Genomic DNA, 17,015 nt, shown 5'->3' on the forward strand with positions numbered 1-17,015 from the left:
TTTGGCAAACGAAACTTTCTGCGGCTTCGTCGGCAACTCGCTACTTCGTTGGCCGCAGCACCTTGGGGAATACAAAATCTTCCTGACGCACGAAGCGCATTCCGCCGGGTCCGCGAAGTGCACTGGCACCGCGCCCGTCAAACTCGAAGTGGACGGGTTCCCGATACCCGCCAAATCCGTTGGGATCGGCCGATTTCAGGGTGCGCTCATCCACGAATTCCAGCGGCACGGTGGTCCTGGGATCCACGGCTCCCCCGGGTTCGAGCATGAACAGCTTGCCGCCCAGTTCCACGATGTCCTGCAAGCCCCACAGGGCCGCAAAGCGGCCCGTGAACCGGGACAGCGTGTCGGGTTCGACGCCGTTGTAGGACTCCGGTGTCTTCTGTTCGGCGAGCGCCGCCAGGGCAAAGAGCTTTTCTCCCCAGGAAGTTGCCGCACCATCGACCGCGTTGCTGAGCACGCTGAGCACCACACCCGTTTCGGGGACAACCCATGAACGGGTGATGTGGCCGGGATACCCTCCGCTGTGGCCGAAGGTGTCCCGGTCCTGGACCTTTTGAAGGATGAGCCCGAGACCGTAGCCGCGGCCGGCAACGCCCGAGTCTTCCACCTTGCGCTGCATGAGACGCTTGGAATCGTCGCTGAGCACGCTCGGTTCAGCACCGACCAGGTGGGACGAGAAATAGGCGACCATGTCGCTTGCCGTGGAGTAGAAGCCAGTGGCCGCGGCCAGTGAGTCGGTGTGGATGTGCTCAATCTCGATCCGCGCATCCAACGCGTGGTCCATGCCCGCCAGCACCAGAGGTCCATAGCCCGCGGCGAGTTCCGGCGCGCGACCGTCAAGGTCCGCGCCCGTGTTCGCCAGCCCCAGCGGGGAGAGGATACGCAGGGTCACAAACTCGGCAAAGCCCAGTCCGCTCGCCGCCTCGATGACCAGGCCCAGCAACCCGTAGCCGATGTTTGTGTACTTGAAGTGTTCATTGCGTTCGAGCACCTTGGAGGACTTGGCAATCTCCAGAAGTTCCGCTTCCGGAGGGAAGGGCCGTCCGAGCGTCCAGAAGTCCGCGTTTTCACTGTCCCTGATGATTCCGCCAGAGTGCGAGAGCAGCTCGCGAACCGTTACCCCGGAAACGTCACTGTCCGCCAGAGTCGGCACCAGATCGCCGAGCCTGCCCTCGAGAGACAGCGCCCCGTCCTCGCACAGGAGCATGACGGCGGTGGTGGTGAAGGTCTTTGAGTGCGAGGCGACCCTGAACAGGTGCTCGTTGGTCAGCTTGGCGCTCCGGCCCAGGTGCGCGTATCCGCCACTGAAGGCCCCTATCAATTCGCCATCAACGCCCACCGCGCATTGGAAGCCGGGTTGCCTGGACACGGCACGGTCGACTTCCAAGAAGCTTGGCGCATACCTGAGCACCGATTCCCAGACGGCGACGGCGGCGTTGGCGGCAGGGTTGGCTGTGGGTTGTTCCGCTTCGCTCATGAAGCCATCCTGCCATGTCGGATATCGATTCGAACCGATCACCGGGGCGAACCTACACGACCGTGTTTGGACTGCGTAGGCTCAGGTCATGAGCGATTCCCAGACCACGGCAGCGGATGCCGCGCCGACCAAGCCCACGACCCCTTCGACACCCCGGAACCCCTACGCCTTGGGATTGTGGATCCTGACCGGCGGCATGTTCCTCACCGCATTCATCCTGCAACGAGTGGGGTCCGAGAAGTCACGGGTCCCCAATGGGACGGGCGACAACGAGTCTTTCTCCTTCGACCCTTCGATGTTGTCCACCTACAACACGGCGGCATTCGCGTTCCTGGTTCTCGGAGTGCTTTGCCTGCTCGCCACACTGCTCTTCCAGGCCAGCCGTTGGAAGCCCGCCGCTTCCTGACGCCTCCCGCGGTCCTGTCCGCGCAGCCCCGATCCGACCGGATTTGTACGCGGTGGGCGTAGCATCGCACGGACTGCCCGTGGTTCGGATTGAATAGGAGCATGAGCCACACCGAGCAGACGCCCCAGCCACCGGTGACCGCCAAGGTCCCCGTCACCCGTACCCACCACGGGGACACCTTCATCGACAACTACGAATGGTTGCGTGAGAAGGACAGCCCCGAGGTTCTGGAGCACCTGCGCGCCGAAAACGCCTACGCGGAGGCCGTCACGGCCAACCAGGAATCCCTGCGCGAGGCGATCTTCCAGGAGATCAAGGAACGCACCGTGGAAACCGACCTGTCGGTGCCCGCCCGCAAGCGCGGCTGGTGGTACTTCACCCGGACCGCCGAGGGCTCCCAATACTCGATCCACTGCCGCGTGGCGGCAACCGACACCGGCGACATCGCCGCCGACTGGACTCCGCCGGCCATCGAGGCCGGCGTGAGCATCGAGGGCGAACAGGTGCTGCTCGACGGAAACCTCGAGGCCGAAGGCAAGCCCTTCTTCTCCCTGGGCGGCCTGACCGTCAGCGAAGACGGCAACCTGCTGGCCTACGCCCAGGACAACGCCGGCGACGAACGCTTCACCCTGCGCATCAAGGACCTGACCACCGGCGAGCTGCTGCCAGACGTCATCGAGAACGTCTTCTACGGCCTGAATTTCTCCCCCGACGGCACCCGCCTGTTCTACACCGTCGTCGACGAGTCCTGGCGTCCGCACCAGATCAAGGCCCACACCCTGGGAACCGATCCGGAAACGGATGTTGTCATCATCCAGGAGGACGATCCCGGCATGTGGCTCGGCTTCGACCTGTCGGCCGACCGCACCGAACTGATGATCTCGATCGGCAACTCCGAATACTCGGAGACCCTTGCCCTGGACCTGAACGACGAAAACGCCGTCCCGGTCATGCTCCTGTCCCGCGAGCACCGGATCCTGCACTCGATGGACCCGATCACCTTGGTGGGCGAGCGCGCCTACGTGATCACCCACGACCGCGACGCCCTGAACAACATGGTCTCGCTCCTGCCCGCCGGCCAGGTCGGCCTCCCCTACGGGCAACAGGAATGGGCGACCATCCTCGAGCACCAGGACACCGTCAAGGTCGAGGGAACCGCGGCGACCGCAAGCCACCTGGTCATCGCCGTACGCAAGGACACCACCGAACGCGTGCAGATCCTGCCGCTGGCGGGCCTTGGCACCGACGCGCAACAGCCGGCCGTGGAACCGGCCTTCGACGAGGAGCTGTACACCGCCTCGCTGGCCGGTGCGGAGCTCGAGTCGCCAATGATCCGGTTGCACTACACCTCGGATTTCACTCCCTCGCGCGTCTACGACTACACGCTTGCAGACGGCACGCTGACCCTGCGCAAGCAGACCCAGGTCAACAACTACGATTCCTCCGACTACCTGGCCACCCGCGAGTGGGCCACCGCCGCGGACGGCACCAAGATCCCGCTGACCATCCTGCGCCGCGCGGGCGTCACCAACGAATCCCCGAACCCGGTCATCGTCTACGGCTACGGCAGCTACGAGGCGTCCATGGACCCGGGCTTCGGCATCCCCCGCCTGTCCCTTCTTGACCGAGGCGTCGTCTTTGTCATCGCCCACGTGCGCGGCGGCGGCGAACTGGGCCGCCAGTGGTACCTGGACGGCAAGAAACTGACCAAGAAGAACACCTTCACCGACTTCGTCGACTCCACCAAGTACCTGCTGGACACCGGCTGGGCCGACCCGTCCCGTGTGGTGGCCCTAGGCGGCTCCGCCGGCGGCCTGCTCATGGGCGCCGTGGCGAACCTTGCCCCGCAGCTCTACACGGGCATCATCGCCCAGGTGCCGTTCGTCGACGCGCTGACCTCCATCCTGGACCCGGAGCTGCCGCTCTCCGCCCTGGAATGGGAGGAATGGGGCAACCCGATCGAGGATGCGGAGGTCTACGCGTACATGAAGTCCTACACCCCGTACGAAAACGTCGCGGCCCTGCCCTACCCGAAGATCGCGGCCGTCACCTCGCTGAACGACACCCGCGTGCTCTACGTCGAGCCGGCCAAGTGGGTCGCGAAGCTACGCGAGGAAACCACGGGCGGCGAGCCGATCATCATGAAGATCGAGATGGACGGCGGCCACGGCGGCGCCTCGGGCCGCTACGAGGGCTGGAAGACGCGCGCCTGGGACTACGCCTTCGCCCTCGACACCCTGGGCTTGAACCCAGCGGGGGCATGACCACGCCCGAAATAACCAGCGCGTCCAACGCGGGGTTCGCCACGAACCCCGCATTCCGGGCGCTGCTCACCGAGGCAAGCGACGCCACCGGTGCGGAGCTCGATGCCTTGGTCGCGCAGATCGCGGACATGGAGCTGCTGGTGGTGCCCGGCCCGCACGGAGATCCGCAGGCGCTGGCCGTCTACCGGCGGCTCGATGCCTACGCGGTGGAGATCGAGTACCTCGCTGTCGCACCGGCCCTTCGTCGGCACGGCGTGGCACGGGCGCTGGTGAACCGGGTGCAGGCGCTCGAAGAGGCCATGGTCGTGGCCCGCACGGATGAAGACGCCATCGGGTTCTACCTCAACTCCGGATTCCAATGCAGCGACTCGGCCGCCGACCCGCGCTGGCCGGAGAACCGGCGCTACATCTGCGTGCTGCCCCACTTGCCGCTGGTGCGGAACCCGGAGACGGATTCGTCTTCCGTGGAATGGGTCAATGGCTCCCCCGTACCCGTGCAGGTCGCCGTCGTCGAGCCCCGGGAATCCTGGAGCGACGACTTCGTCGCGCTCGCCGGGCGCATCGGGTCCGCGCTGGGGCCCAAGGCCGTCGCGGTGGAGCACCTGGGTTCGACTTCGGTGCCGGGCCTGCCCGCCAAGCCAATCGTCGACGTGGTGCTGACGGTTGCCGACCCCGCGGCCGAGTCCGGCTACGTTCCGGACCTCGAGGCCGCGGGGTTCGCCCTGCGGCTGCGCGAACCGCGCTGGTACGCCCACCGGCTGCTGGTCGCGGCGGAGGGCAGCGGGCTTCCACCGGTTAACCTCCACGTCTTTGCCCCGGGTTGCCCGGAGACCTCGCGCATGCGGTCCTACATGGACTGGCTGCGCCGGAATCCCGACGACCGGGAGGCATACGCCCGCATCAAGCGCTCGGCCGCGCATGAGGTCAACGAGCGAGGCGGCGGCGCCGGCCTGGTCATGGACTACAACGCGGTCAAGGAACCGTTCATCAAGGACCTGTACGCCAAGATCTACGCGGACTGATGGAACCTGCCTCCGTGTCAATCCTGGAGGCTGTTGCCGACATCATTGTTGGCGTTGCTTGTGTCGGCAGTCCTCGCCAGCTTGATGCCGTCTCGGACGGCAGCGCGGATCACGAAGTACAGGGCGTACAGCGCGATGGCCGCAAAAACCACATTGAGAACCATTGCCGAAATCAATTCACCCGTCATCCGCCCGGGCCTACCGGCACCGGGCCCGAATTTGTGTTCATTTGGTCTTGGCTTGATTCGTGCCAGGTGCAGCTTCGCCGGTTCGTTCATGGCATGAGGCGCCCGACACCGCGGTGGCCCGGACGCAAAAAAAGATGCGCTTTCGGGGCGATTCCCCGAAGGCGCATCATGATTTTTCACTCAGCATTTCAAAGCCAAAGGCCCGGGCATCAAGCTTCACTGATGCTGCACTTCGTGAGAGGCTTTGACGCTTGGTTTCATGGCCAGGATGGTGGCGATGAATGCGATGCCACCGGCGATCCACGAGGTCATGGCCGGGACATTGACTCCGGTAAAGTATCCGAGTCCCGGCAAGAGGATGGCGATCAAGGCCGCCAGCAATTGTCCGGCCTCGATGCCGTAGAGGTTTGGCCCGGCCAAGTTGATAACTCCGACAATTACCAGCAAGGTGCCCGAAGTAATCATCAGCGGAACGGAATTTCCGATCGCCTCGCTCCACAACGGGGTCAACGCAATGGCCAAGCCCGCGACAACCACCGTCCAGTCTTCCCAACGCCGCCATTTACGCATCGGTTTTCAGCTCCTCAATAATCCAGAAGGTCCTCCACTCTTGAGTTTGCCCCTGAACCGGGAGGGGCAGCTAGGGACTTTCGTCCCATGCAAGGTCGGCTTGCCGGCAAAATCGCCGCAGCATCTCCCCGGAAATCCCGGCTGCACCGAAAATCCCATGTGGGACACCTGCACCCTCGTCCACGGGGCTCTGGACGTATCGTTCCGTTGGGAGGAAATTCGTGCCCGAACGAGCCCAAAATGACGGCGTTTCGAGGCTCGCGTCTTGACTTATCTCACATTTCAGGATTACCTAATGATCGTTCGGTAAATAACTGAAGGGACCTTCATGAGCGACATCGACGTCGACGCACCACTACTACATCCCATCCTGAAGAACGACTATGCCACCCAATGGATGGGCATTGAAGTGACCAAGGTCGCCGACGGTCATGCGACCATCACCATGAAGCTCCGCCAGGAAATGCTCAACGGTTTCGGTATCGCCCACGGCGGGATGATCTTCGCCTTCGCCGATACCGCATTCGCCCTGTCCTGCAACCCGCACACCGGCTCCGAGGACTCCATCACCGTGGCCGCCGGGGTCGACATCAACTTCCTCAAGCCCGGTATTCCCGGACGCCTGCTCACGGCCGTTGCGAACCGCCGCCAGCAGTCCGGCCGCAGTGGCATCTATGACATCCAGGTCTTCCAGTCGGTCCCCGGCGCGGAGGATGAGATCTTGGCAGAATTCCGCGGCCGTTCGCGCACCATCCCCAAGCGCGCCTAGTTCCCCTCCCCCAGCTTCACCCCTCCCGCACACACAGCACGATAGGCACAGAAATGACCCAGATCTCCACCCGGATCGAGCTTCCAAACCCGTTGGATCCGGAAGAAACCATGAGTCGCGACCAGATCGAATCGATCCAGCTCACGCGACTCCAGGACACCCTGGCCTACGCCTATGACCGCGTGCCGCTGTACAAGGAAAAGTACGATGCCGCCGGTGTCCACCCGACGGACCTGAAGGAACTTTCCGACCTTGCCAAGTTCCCCTTCACCGAGAAGGAAGACCTGCGCAAGACCTATCCGTTCGGCATGTTCGCCGTTCCGCAGCACGAGGTCGCCCGCATCCACGCGTCCTCGGGCACCACCGGCCGCGCCACCGTCGTCGGCTACACCCAGACCGACCTTGACGACTGGGCCAAGCTCGGCGCCCGCTGCCTGCGCCTCTCCGGCGTGAAGCCGGGCTGGAAGGTCCACAACGCCTACGGATACGGCCTGTTCACCGGCGGCCTCGGCGCGCACGCCGCGGCCGAGCGCCTGGGCACCACCGTGATCCCGATGTCCGGCGGACAGACCGAGAAGCAGATCACCCTGATCCAGGACTTCGAGCCCGACGCCATCCTGTGCACCCCGACCTACCTGCTGACCATCGGCGATGCCATGCAGCGCCAGGGCATTGACCCGCGCAAGACGTCGCTGAAGACCGCCGTCCTGGGCGCCGAGCCGTGGACCGAGGAAATGCGCCACGAGCTCGAGGTCATGTTCGACCTCGACGCCTGCGACATCTACGGCCTGTCCGAAGTCATGGGCCCGGGCGTCGCCGGCGAGTCCAATGAAACCAAGGACGGAAGCCACATCTGGGAGGACCACTTCCGCCCGGAGATCGTGGACGCCTTCGACGAGACCCAGGTCCTGCGCGACGGCGAGCACGGCGAACTGGTCTTCACCTCGCTGACCAAGCAGGCCCTGCCGATCATCCGCTACCGCACCCACGACCTCACGCGCCTGCTGCCCGGCACCGCCCGCGAGGGACACCGCCGCATGGGCCGCATCACCGGCCGCAGCGATGACATGATCATCCTGCGCGGGGTGAACCTGTTCCCGTCGCAGATCGAAGAGCTGGCGCTCAAGGTACCGGGGCTCTCCCCGCACTTCCAGCTGGAAATCACCCGCCCGGGCCGCATGGACCAGCTGGCCGTTCGCATCGAGCGCCGCGAGGACTGCACCAGCGACCGCGCGGAAGCAGCCGCCAAGGAACTGGCCAAGCTCATCAAGATCCACGTCGGCTCCTCCTGCGAGATCGATGTCATGGATCCGGGAACCCTCGCCCGGTCTTCGGGCAAGCTGCGTCGCATCTACGACTTGCGCAACAAGTAAGTCGTGAAACTGTGTTGGGGCGGGAATCCGGAAACGGTTCCCGCCCCAACACGTATCTTCAGGCACCCCGCCGATTCTGACTTCATGAAAGAATGACTGACCATGACCACCAGTGCAATGAAGCCCCCGGCAAGCAAGCGGGGACGTCCCGGCTACGACCAGGAGTCGGTGCTTTCGATTGCCGTTGAGGTCTTCAACAAACACGGCTACGACGCCACGTCGATGGGCAAGCTCGCCGAGAACCTCGGCATCAGCAAGTCGGCGATCTACCACCACGTGCCATCCAAGGGCGACCTGTTGCGTCTCGCCCTCGACGAGGCCCTGGTGCCGCTGGAGGCCATCGCCCAGGACGAGCGCGCCACCGTCGGAAACGCCGAGGAACGCCTGAAGTTCTTCCTGCGCTCCACCATCCGGGTGCTGGTCAAGCGCCAGCAATACGTCACCCTGCTGCTGCGCCTGCGTGGCAACACTGAGATCGAGCGCGACGCACTCGACCGACGGCGAGCCGTAGACCGCAAGGTCTCGGACCTGGTGATCGAGGCCCAGCAAGAGGGCTCGCTGCGCAGCGACATCGACCCGCGCACCACCACCCGTTTGCTCTTCGGCACCATCAACTCGCTGGTCGAGTGGTTCCGCGAGGACGGCAACGTCACGGCCGAACAGGTCGAAGAACATGCGATCACCATGATGTTCGAGGGGTTGCACAAGAGCGACCGATAGGCGCTTGGTCCACGTTTCACGCTACGATCAGTAGTTGAGGCTCTCGCACCGTCTCACACCCAATCTTTGTGAATAGGCAGTATTTTTCGTGGACGAACTCTTCTACAACCTCTTCTCCCAGGCGCCGGGCACCGATTCCGGCACCCAGGTAGCGCTCTTCGCGGTATCGGCGCTGCTGAGCTGCATCGCCATGGTGCTGCTGGCCCGCCGCAACGACCTGGGCTGGTGGGCGCAAATCCTGGCTGTTTTCGCCGGGCCCACCGTGGTTGCCCTGCAGTACGAAATATCGATGCTCTTCTACGCGGTTCCGGCCATGCTGGCCGCCGCGTTCGGCCTGTGGCGCTTCTCCAAGTACGAGATGGCAGGCCGTTTCGGCCGCAAGGTGATCCGCCGCGAATTCTCGGTGAAGTCGCTGCTCATCGGTTTGGCGCTGCTTGTCGTGTTTGGCGCCCTGCGCCTGGGACGGATGCTCACCACCGGCTTCATCTTCAGCGACGGAACCGCCGCCGTGCTGGTTTCGCTGCTGGCCGAGGCGACGCTCGTGGTGGCGCTGATCGGCATCGCCTGTGGTTACCGTTGGGCATGGCTTGCGGCAAGTGCCTCGGGCGTCGTCTACGTCGCGGTTCTGTTCGGCAGCAACCCTGCGCTGGCCCTGTTGGGCGTCACGGTCTTCCAGGTTCTGGCAGGTCTCTACGGCTGGTTCGTCTGGCGCGACCTCCCCACGTCGAAGTCAATTGCGGCCGACGCCGAATCAGGCTCGGAGTACCCGCCAAGCCCCTACACCGCGTAGCCGGCAAGAACAGCCAAGCGTTGAGAATGGCCTGGAACATCACTGATGTTCCAGGCCATTCTGTTTTCCTGGCACCGCCCGGTTACGTCCCGATGCGAAGCGGCGTCAGGGGCGGCACGGGATCGTCGCGCAGCCTTGCGTAGGTTTGCACGTCGAAGCGGACCGGCTTCCCGTGCTCATCCAGGTACCGAAGCTTGGAGCGCTCGATGCCCTCGGGGATGAATCCCGCATTCACTGCGACCCGACCCGAGCCGGGGTTGTTGACCCGGTGGGCCAGTTCCAGCCGGTGCAGCCCCAGTTCGTGGAAGCAGTGGTCGGCCAGCCCCGCGGTAGCCGCGGAGGCAAGCCCGCTCCCCCGTGCCGAAGGGGTGACCCAATAGGAAATCCAGGCGGTGTCATGCCTGCGGTCAATGGCGCTGGCCGACACATGACCGACGGCGAGGCCTTCGTGCTCGATCGCGAACGCCACGGCGTCGGACCGCGGTCCATCGGCCCAGGCGTCGAGCCAACGCCGGGCAGCTAGCTCTGAATTGATTGGCTCACCGGCTTGTCCGGCCATGTCGTCATGGTCGAAGGCCGCCAGCACGGCCGCGACATCCCGCATAGAATCCGTCCACGGACGAAGCCAGGCCAGTTCTGTGGGCCGCAGGTGTTGTGAATTCATGCTCCAACCCTAGCCGTGGCGACCTTGCGCGGAACCATGAGCCATCCAAGCGCTCCAGCCACGGGTGGAATGGCGAGGAGCAACCACAGCGGCTTGGCCATTGAGATGTCAACCATTCCAAACATGATGCTCATCAGCAGCAACATGGGGATCGCCCCCAGCACGAAACCAAACCCCGTTCCCAGTAAGGCCGTAAATCCTGCTTGGATGCCACTGAACTTTCGCCGGGTCCTGGTGGTGGCACCGATCCCCGAAAGAGTCCTTGCGTCCTCACGCCCGTCGGCAAGAGCCAGACCCGTGGTGATCACTGTGGTTGTGAGCACCAGCAAGCTAGCGGCAATCAAAAGCAACAGCGGTAGCTTTACGATCAGGCGATCGCTCCCGCCAAGGGTATCCGTTGGCATGTAGAACGCGCCATGCTGCCGGACCGCTGCACTAAGGTCGTTTGATTCCTGCATGGACAACGACTTCCCAAGCTTGACCATCAGCCTCTCCCCGCCAAGGGTTGCACCGGTTCCCCGTAGCGCGTTGTGCGGAATGATGATTCGCGGGACAGTCGGTCTCCCTGGCTTGATTTCCACGGCTTCGAGCTCGAGAGTCTTCGCGATTGGATCCAGTACAAGGTTGCCAGTCCTGCCGTAGCTCATGCCGGCACTATCCAAATCCGTGAGTTCCAACGTGTAATCTCTGTCGATCTCGGCGATTCTCAAGACCCCGCCGCTGCTCACATATTCGGGTGCGGAAACGATGACCTTGTTCTCGTCGAACGCCCTGCCGATTGCAGGCGACATCGACTTGCCCAGCAGCAGTTCCAGCCCCTTTCGATCGGTGACCACGGGATTGAAATCACCGGCAAGCGGGGAACCACCCCAATGATCGATGTTGCAGTATCGTGCACTGAACCGGTCGGCACTACCCAAGGCCATGTCCAAGTCATCGGCCCAGCGCTGGATCTGTTTGTAATCTGGTTTGTCGGCGCTCAGGAGCTCGTCCACGCCGTATCGGCATTTGCTACTAGGTGCTAAGAGCAAGCCGTAATCGCTGTAGTCAAAAGCTCCTGGTTCATACTCATGTTTCCCCGCGAACGGGGTCTGAGTAATAGCTTTCTCCACCGGGACGTGGCCAAGGCGAGCGAGTTCGGCAAGGACAGCGTCCTCTCCTCCGCCGCTTGGTGCTGTGCCGTCAGGGCCTTCGCTTGCCAGGGAAATGGTCAAAATCCTGTCCGAATCCCCAACAGCTGTTGGTCCATCCATGGCAAGCCCCATTCCCACTGCGACCGTTATGGCAGTCGTCAACGCAACCCCTGCAATAACTGAGGCAACGACGGGAGTATTGCGCGCAGCGTTCCTGTGAACATCACGGATGGCAAGCCTGCCGGACAGCGGTAGCTTGTGGCCAACTTTGCCGGCGAAACCCAGAACGCGGCCGATTACCAGCATCATTCCAGCAGTGCATAGAAGCATCCCCCCGACGAACGCGTATTGGATCAGGGAGATACGGTCCTGCAGCAGTGCGAGCGTTGTTGCAGATAATCCGAGGTACAGCCCAATTCCCCACGCAATGGCAGCCAGTCCCAGCAAGATGTATCCAACGATCGGCTTCTTGGCCGAAGTCGCGCTTGGGTTGCCGGCACCACGCAGCGCATGCAGGGCACTGTGTTTTGTGGAAACCCATGACGGCACCAACGATGCAACCACTGCGCAACTCAGCGCCAGCATCATTAGCGGTACAACAGTTGCCCATGGAACATGCCAGCCGGGGAATCCCACCGCAAACATGTTGCCCCAAAGAATAGTTAGCCATGCCACCAACAGTCCCAAGGCCGTTCCCAGCAGAATTCCGACGAGGCCCAGATAGAGTCCGGTGTAGCCGGCAAGCATCCGCAGTGTTCCCGGTCCGGCACCATTGGATGCCAACAATGACAGCACACGTTTCTGTTTTTTGGCACCTACCGCAAACGCTGCACCGGCCAGCATCCCCACTTCCAGGAACACAAAGAACGCCACGATGAAAATCATGAGGTTCGATTCAAGTGTTGTGGTCCCATCCCGTCCGGTGCCAACGCCCGTCCATTGATCAGTCAGCGGAGGATCCAGCAGGAACCCGCGTTGAATGCTGCCGACACCTTTGGCATTGAACCCAGCCTGCTCTTCAAGGGAGTGCCCCATTTTCTCTACAAAAAAAGAAGTCTCGTATGGGTTAAGTTTCTGCACGACCTCGTTTCGCGGATCGAGGAACACCTCATAATCCTGTCGACTGCTGAGCCCAAGGCTTGAGACGAACATGTTTCCGGAATTCGCAAAGACCGACCGATCCCTGACGAGGCCGGAAACAATGAGGGGCTTGCCCTCAACCTGAAGAGTGGAACCCACTGAAACATCGAATGTTTCGGCCAGATCGGTGGTGATCTGCAAACCGTCAGCCGACCCCCAGGTCCCCTCAAGAAGTTCGTATCGGCCCTCGAACCGGGGATCGAAAATCTGCCCCACGGTTACCGGCATCTCGAGCTTAAGGGTTTCGCCCTGCACTTGGGCCTGTGAGGACGTCAGCATGACGCTGGATGCATCTTTCGGGATCACCGATTCCAGCGTTGCACGGTCCGCGGCACCCGTTCGACCTTGGCTATCATCACCCCAGGCCTCATTCGCCGTCGATACCGTGGGCACAGACGAGTATGTGATATTTGAATCACCAGATGTGGACACGTAGTAGTCATTTGGAAGTTGCACTGTTCCCACGACAAAGTCCCGTGATGCCAGCTTCGTTTCGAAGTGTCCCAGACGCATAGTCGCATCCTCGGCCCGCGTGGGCATGCCACTTTGTACGACAACCATGACCGCGGTGATGACCATCAGGGGGAAGGCTATAAGCACAAGGATCAACGCGGATCTGGATTTGTGTGCAAGGATGTCACGCAGCGCGAGGCGTCGCGTTAAGGCTCCTGAAAGTCTTGCAGTGGGGCGGTCCTTTGGTTTTTGCCTGCTGCCGCCCAAACTCATTGACTCACCAACAAAGATGCAGGGTCATTCTGCAGCGCGGTCTGGTCCACGAGGCGGCCGTCCTTCAGGAACACCACGCGGTCGGCCCAACCTGCATGCCGCGGCTCGTGGGTCACCATGACCACGGCCGCGCCGGCATCGGCACGCTCACGCAGGACCTCCAGCACGCCGTTGCCCGTCACCGAGTCCAACGCACCGGTGGGCTCATCGGCGAGGATCAGGCGTCGCTCGCCGATGATGGCACGGGCAATCGCGACTCTCTGCTGCTGTCCGCCGGAGAGCTGGTCCATGAAGCGGTTGGCCAGGTGCTCGATCCCCACCTGGCGCAGTGCGTTCGTGGCAACGCGATGGGCCTTGGCGGGCTTCCACCCGTCAAGCTCGAGAGGCAATGCGGCGTTCTCCACCGCGGTCAACGTGGGGATCAGGTTGAAATCCTGGAACACGTAGCCCACCGCGCGTCGGCGCAGCCGGGCAAGCTCGTTCAGGTTCAACTTTCCCAACGGCGTGTCCTGGAGGTAGACCTCTCCGCTGGTAGCGGTGTCCAAGCCGCCAGCGAGGGCGAGAAGCGACGACTTGCCGGAGCCCGAAGGGCCCATGACTGCAACGAACTCTCCTTCGTCGACGCTGAACGACACCTCGCGCAGCGCTGCCACAGAGGTTGCACCCTGGCCGTAGGTCTTGGTGACCGAGTCCAGTTCAAGAAGTTGCCGACGATTGCGGGCGTTCATGAGGAGGCCTCCATTCGGGCTGGCTTTACTTTGGGCGCGGCTGCACCGGCCGATGCGACAGAAGACTGCTTTGCCATCGATGGCATCTTTGCTTCACAGTGGTCGAGCCACTTGAGTTCGGCCTCGGCCGAGTAGATCAGCGATTCGAGGACCAGCCGCCAGGAAAGGTCGGCCGCATTGTTCTCGCGGTCCGCTTCCCGCCGAGCGCGCACATAACCCTGCATCGTCTGGATCGTGGCCAAGCGCTGGGTCTGCACCACGGCCGCCACGTCGACGCCCGGCGTACCCAGGGCAAGGGCCAGCTTGATGGCCAGCTCGTTGCGCGGCGGCGCGCTCGGCGCCACAGGTGTGGCAAACCAGTTCCGGGCTTCCTGCCGCCCGGAGTCGGTGATCGCGTAGTAGCGGTGCCCCGCCTCATCCGTTCCCATGTCACTGACCAGCCCGTCGCGCTCGAGTCGATCAAGGGTGGTGTAGACCTGCCCGATGTTCAGCGGCCAGGTGCTGCCGGTGGAGCGCTCGAACTCCTCGCGCAGCTCGAAGCCGTAGCGCTGCTGTCGGTCAAGCATGACCAACAATGAATGTCTAATGGACACAACCACTCCTGCATACTCGGTATTCTCTGCACCCATCTTACATACTCAGTATTCTCGAATACACAACCTGTCCACCGATCGGAAATTTGCAACAAGTCGTGATAGCAAAAACAAGTCATAGTGATCAACGCCCTATTGTGACGGGTGCATTTCGTACCATACTTAGGGCAGTCAGCAAGCATCATGTACATTTGCTGAAAATTTAGCTTTCATTCGACCAGCGCGGCACAACGACGTGCCCGCCATGCAGCATAAGTCCCCGGGCACCCGCGGCGACAGCAAGGAGCAATGACCAATGAGCACCCAGACCCTACAGGCACACGCGCAGACCCCGACGCCGACCAAGAAGTCGGCAGGGCATGTCATCGTTGATACCCTGGTGGCCCACGGTGTGGAACGCACTTATGTCATTCCGGGTGAGAGCTACCTCGACGTCCTTGACGGACTCCACAACTCCCCCATTGAAACAATCGTCTGCCGCCACGAGGGCGGAGCTGCCTACATGGCCGAGGCGGACGGCAAGATGCACCAGCGCCCCGGCATCGCCATGGTCACCCGCGGCCCGGGTGCCGCCAACGCACACGTCGGCCTGCACACCGCATGGCAGGACTCAACGCCCATGGTGCTGTTCGTGGGTCTGATCCCGTTCGCCCACCGCGACCGCGAGGCCTTCCAGGAATTCGACATCAAGGGCTGGTTCGACACCGGAGCCAAGCGCGTCATGGTCCTGGACCACCCCGAGCGTGCATCGGAGATCGTTGCCGAGGCAATGTTTGCCGCCATGAGCGGACGTCCCGGTCCGGTGGTCGTCGGCCTGCCCGAGGACATCATCCGCGAGATGATCGAACCCACGCTGCACCCGATCATTCCCGTCGCAGCGGGCGGCATGACCGTCACCGACTGGAAGCAGCTCAAGTCCGCCCTCGAGGTATCCACCAAGCCGTTGTTCGTCGTGGGCGGCAACGACTGGACCGCAGAGGGTGCCGCAACCCTGACCAAATGGCTGGAAGATCACCAAATCGCGGCGGCCGTTGAATGGCGCTGCGAAGGCACCGTCCCGTTCAGCTCCCCGTCCTACGTCGGCCCGATCGGCTACGGCCGCCCCAAGCCGACGTACGACCTGCTGGAGGAAACCGACCTTCTGGTCTTCGTCGGTACCGTCCCCGGTGACGTCATCACCGACGGCTTTGTGGTTCGCCAGGACTGGAGCAAGAAGAACTTCCTGGTCACTATCGACCCGTCGCTGCGCGGACGTTCGGGCGCGGTTTCCCACCAGATCGTTTCCAAGCCCGACGTATTCGTCCGCGACCTCGTCATGATGGATCTCGACGTGAAGCCGGAATGGAAGGCATTCACCGACCGCATGCGCGCCGAACAGGTGAAGTTCTCGGCGCTGCCCCCGGCAACGCCGTCCGCAGGCCCCGCCAAGATGGACACGCTCATGGCCAACCTGGTCAAGGACCTGCCGAACGATGCCATGGTCACCCTCGGCGCCGGCGAGCACACCAACTGGGCACACCGCTACTTCCCCACCGAGGAATACGCCTCGATGATTTCGGCCCGCAACGGTTCGATGGGCTACTCGGTTCCTTCGGCCATCGCGGCTTCGCTGAACTTCCCGGGCCGCCGCGTCGTCACCATCGCGGGAGACGGCGAGTTCCTGATGAACGGGCAGGAACTGGCAACCGCGGCACAGTACGGCGCGACCCCGCTGGTGATCGTCATGGACAACCAGGAATACGGCACCATCCGCACCCACCAGGAACGCCACTACCCGGAGCGTGTTTCCGGCACGCAGCTCAAGAACCCCGATTTCGCCCTGATGGCACAGGCCTTCGGCGGGTTCGGGGTCCGGGTTGAGAACGACGCCGACGTTCCCGCTGCACTCGAGGCAGCGCTGAAGGCCATCGACGAGGAAGGCCAGTTCGCGCTCATCCACCTGATCGTGGAGCAGCGCGTCAAGGCCTACTAAGCCGATCCGTCCGCCCGCTCGGCCGGCAGGTCCGCCCATTGCGCGTACCCGCTGGCCGAGGGGGCAACCCACCCCGGCCATAAGTTCTCCACCGTTTCAATCCCCCGGCCGGTCATCCCTTCCTGAGCCCACCGTTGGCCACACTTGCCGCCGGAATGGCAATTGCACCAAGCCACCCGCGGGTTCACGGTGTCGGGTTCTCATCTTCGTCTCATCAACATCGGCCATACTGATTCCTATGGGATTTGGAACGATACGTCGGGTTGCACTCTGGGCAGCGGTTTTGTCTGCCCTCGGCATCGGCGTGTTTGTAGTGGCGCAAGGGGCAACGGCTCCCCCGCCGGTCGAGCTTGGACCTGGCATCACCATCCAGCAGAGCGCCATCCCCACCCAGTCGCGCCCGATCGCACCAGCGAATCCCGAGCCGTCCGGCACCCCAGCCACCCCGAGTTCCGCTTCGCCGTCACCGACCACCCT

The 17,015-nt window shown here is 63.0% G+C and carries 15 protein-coding genes; 8 read left to right on the forward strand and 7 right to left on the reverse strand.

From position 1 onward, the window contains the following. Positions 1-40: 40 nt before the first annotated feature. On the reverse strand, positions 41-1,480 hold the full coding sequence (locus tag ACFY5D_RS06805) for a serine hydrolase domain-containing protein (protein ID WP_387526772.1): 1,440 nt from the start codon (positions 1,478-1,480) through the stop codon (positions 41-43). A gap of 88 nt (positions 1,481-1,568) precedes the next feature. Here ACFY5D_RS06805 and ACFY5D_RS06810 point away from each other — a divergent pair, with 88 nt between their 5' ends. From ACFY5D_RS06810 to ACFY5D_RS06820, 3 genes are all read left to right on the forward strand, one after another. Continuing rightward, positions 1,569-1,886: a hypothetical protein gene (locus ACFY5D_RS06810; RefSeq protein ID WP_387526774.1), complete on the forward strand. Its 318-nt coding sequence runs from the start codon at positions 1,569-1,571 to the stop codon at positions 1,884-1,886. A gap of 101 nt (positions 1,887-1,987) precedes the next feature. Next, entirely contained in the window at positions 1,988-4,150 is a 2,163-nt protein-coding gene (locus ACFY5D_RS06815; protein WP_387526777.1) for a S9 family peptidase, read from the forward strand. After that, on the forward strand, positions 4,147-5,172 hold the full coding sequence (locus ACFY5D_RS06820) for a GNAT family N-acetyltransferase (RefSeq protein ID WP_387526781.1): 1,026 nt from the start codon (positions 4,147-4,149) through the stop codon (positions 5,170-5,172). Before ACFY5D_RS06815 ends, ACFY5D_RS06820 begins: the two co-directional genes overlap by 4 nt. 17 nt (positions 5,173-5,189) lie before the next feature. Here ACFY5D_RS06820 and ACFY5D_RS06825 read toward each other — a convergent pair whose 3' ends face one another. Together ACFY5D_RS06825 and ACFY5D_RS06830 are read right to left on the reverse strand one after the other, a co-directional pair. Beyond that, on the reverse strand, positions 5,190-5,450 hold the full coding sequence (locus ACFY5D_RS06825) for a hypothetical protein (protein WP_387526783.1): 261 nt from the start codon (positions 5,448-5,450) through the stop codon (positions 5,190-5,192). A 126-nt stretch (positions 5,451-5,576) separates the two neighbouring features. After that, positions 5,577-5,930: a hypothetical protein gene (locus ACFY5D_RS06830; RefSeq protein ID WP_387526786.1), complete on the reverse strand. Its 354-nt coding sequence runs from the start codon at positions 5,928-5,930 to the stop codon at positions 5,577-5,579. A gap of 328 nt (positions 5,931-6,258) precedes the next feature. On the opposite strand from ACFY5D_RS06830, the gene paaI reads away from it, so the two are divergent. From paaI to ACFY5D_RS06850, 4 genes are all read left to right on the forward strand, one after another. Beyond that, a complete protein-coding gene (gene paaI / locus ACFY5D_RS06835; RefSeq protein WP_387526789.1) occupies positions 6,259-6,699 on the forward strand; it encodes a hydroxyphenylacetyl-CoA thioesterase PaaI in 441 nt (146 codons plus the stop codon). Positions 6,700-6,752: 53 nt separating this feature from the next. Beyond that, on the forward strand, positions 6,753-8,072 hold the full coding sequence (locus ACFY5D_RS06840) for an AMP-binding protein (RefSeq protein WP_387526792.1): 1,320 nt from the start codon (positions 6,753-6,755) through the stop codon (positions 8,070-8,072). A 102-nt stretch (positions 8,073-8,174) separates the two neighbouring features. After that, positions 8,175-8,792 (forward strand): TetR/AcrR family transcriptional regulator, encoded by a 618-nt coding sequence (locus tag ACFY5D_RS06845; protein WP_387526795.1) that lies wholly within the window; start codon positions 8,175-8,177, stop codon positions 8,790-8,792. Positions 8,793-8,880: 88 nt separating this feature from the next. Then, positions 8,881-9,582, forward strand: a complete 702-nt coding sequence (locus ACFY5D_RS06850) for a nicotinamide mononucleotide transporter (RefSeq protein WP_387526798.1) — start codon at positions 8,881-8,883, stop codon at positions 9,580-9,582. 82 nt (positions 9,583-9,664) lie between these two features. Here the strand turns inward: ACFY5D_RS06850 and ACFY5D_RS06855 are convergent, their stop codons facing one another. The 4 genes from ACFY5D_RS06855 to ACFY5D_RS06870 all read right to left on the reverse strand — a co-directional run bounded on the left by ACFY5D_RS06855 (position 9,665) and on the right by ACFY5D_RS06870 (position 14,539). Continuing rightward, a complete protein-coding gene (locus ACFY5D_RS06855; RefSeq protein WP_387526801.1) occupies positions 9,665-10,246 on the reverse strand; it encodes a GNAT family N-acetyltransferase in 582 nt (193 codons plus the stop codon). Beyond that, the gene (locus tag ACFY5D_RS06860; RefSeq protein ID WP_387526804.1) at positions 10,243-13,098 is read right to left on the reverse strand and encodes an FtsX-like permease family protein; all 2,856 of its coding nucleotides are present in this window, start codon (positions 13,096-13,098) and stop codon (positions 10,243-10,245) included. The genes ACFY5D_RS06855 and ACFY5D_RS06860 overlap by 4 nt, the downstream gene beginning before the upstream one ends. 143 nt (positions 13,099-13,241) lie before the next feature. After that, entirely contained in the window at positions 13,242-13,973 is a 732-nt protein-coding gene (locus ACFY5D_RS06865) for an ABC transporter ATP-binding protein (protein WP_387526807.1), read from the reverse strand. After that, complete coding sequence (locus tag ACFY5D_RS06870) at positions 13,970-14,539, reverse strand: PadR family transcriptional regulator (RefSeq protein WP_387526810.1); 570 nt, start codon at positions 14,537-14,539, stop codon at positions 13,970-13,972. The genes ACFY5D_RS06865 and ACFY5D_RS06870 overlap by 4 nt, the downstream gene beginning before the upstream one ends. A gap of 322 nt (positions 14,540-14,861) precedes the next feature. Between ACFY5D_RS06870 and ACFY5D_RS06875 the strand changes: the two genes are divergently transcribed. Then, positions 14,862-16,538, forward strand: coding sequence for a thiamine pyrophosphate-dependent enzyme (locus ACFY5D_RS06875; protein WP_387526813.1), 1,677 nt, complete (start codon positions 14,862-14,864; stop codon positions 16,536-16,538). The last annotated feature ends 477 nt before the right edge of the window (positions 16,539-17,015 follow it).

Origin of the sequence: Paeniglutamicibacter sp. NPDC012692 (genome assembly GCF_042901625.1) — a bacterium.
GTDB lineage: Bacteria > Actinomycetota > Actinomycetes > Actinomycetales > Micrococcaceae > Paeniglutamicibacter.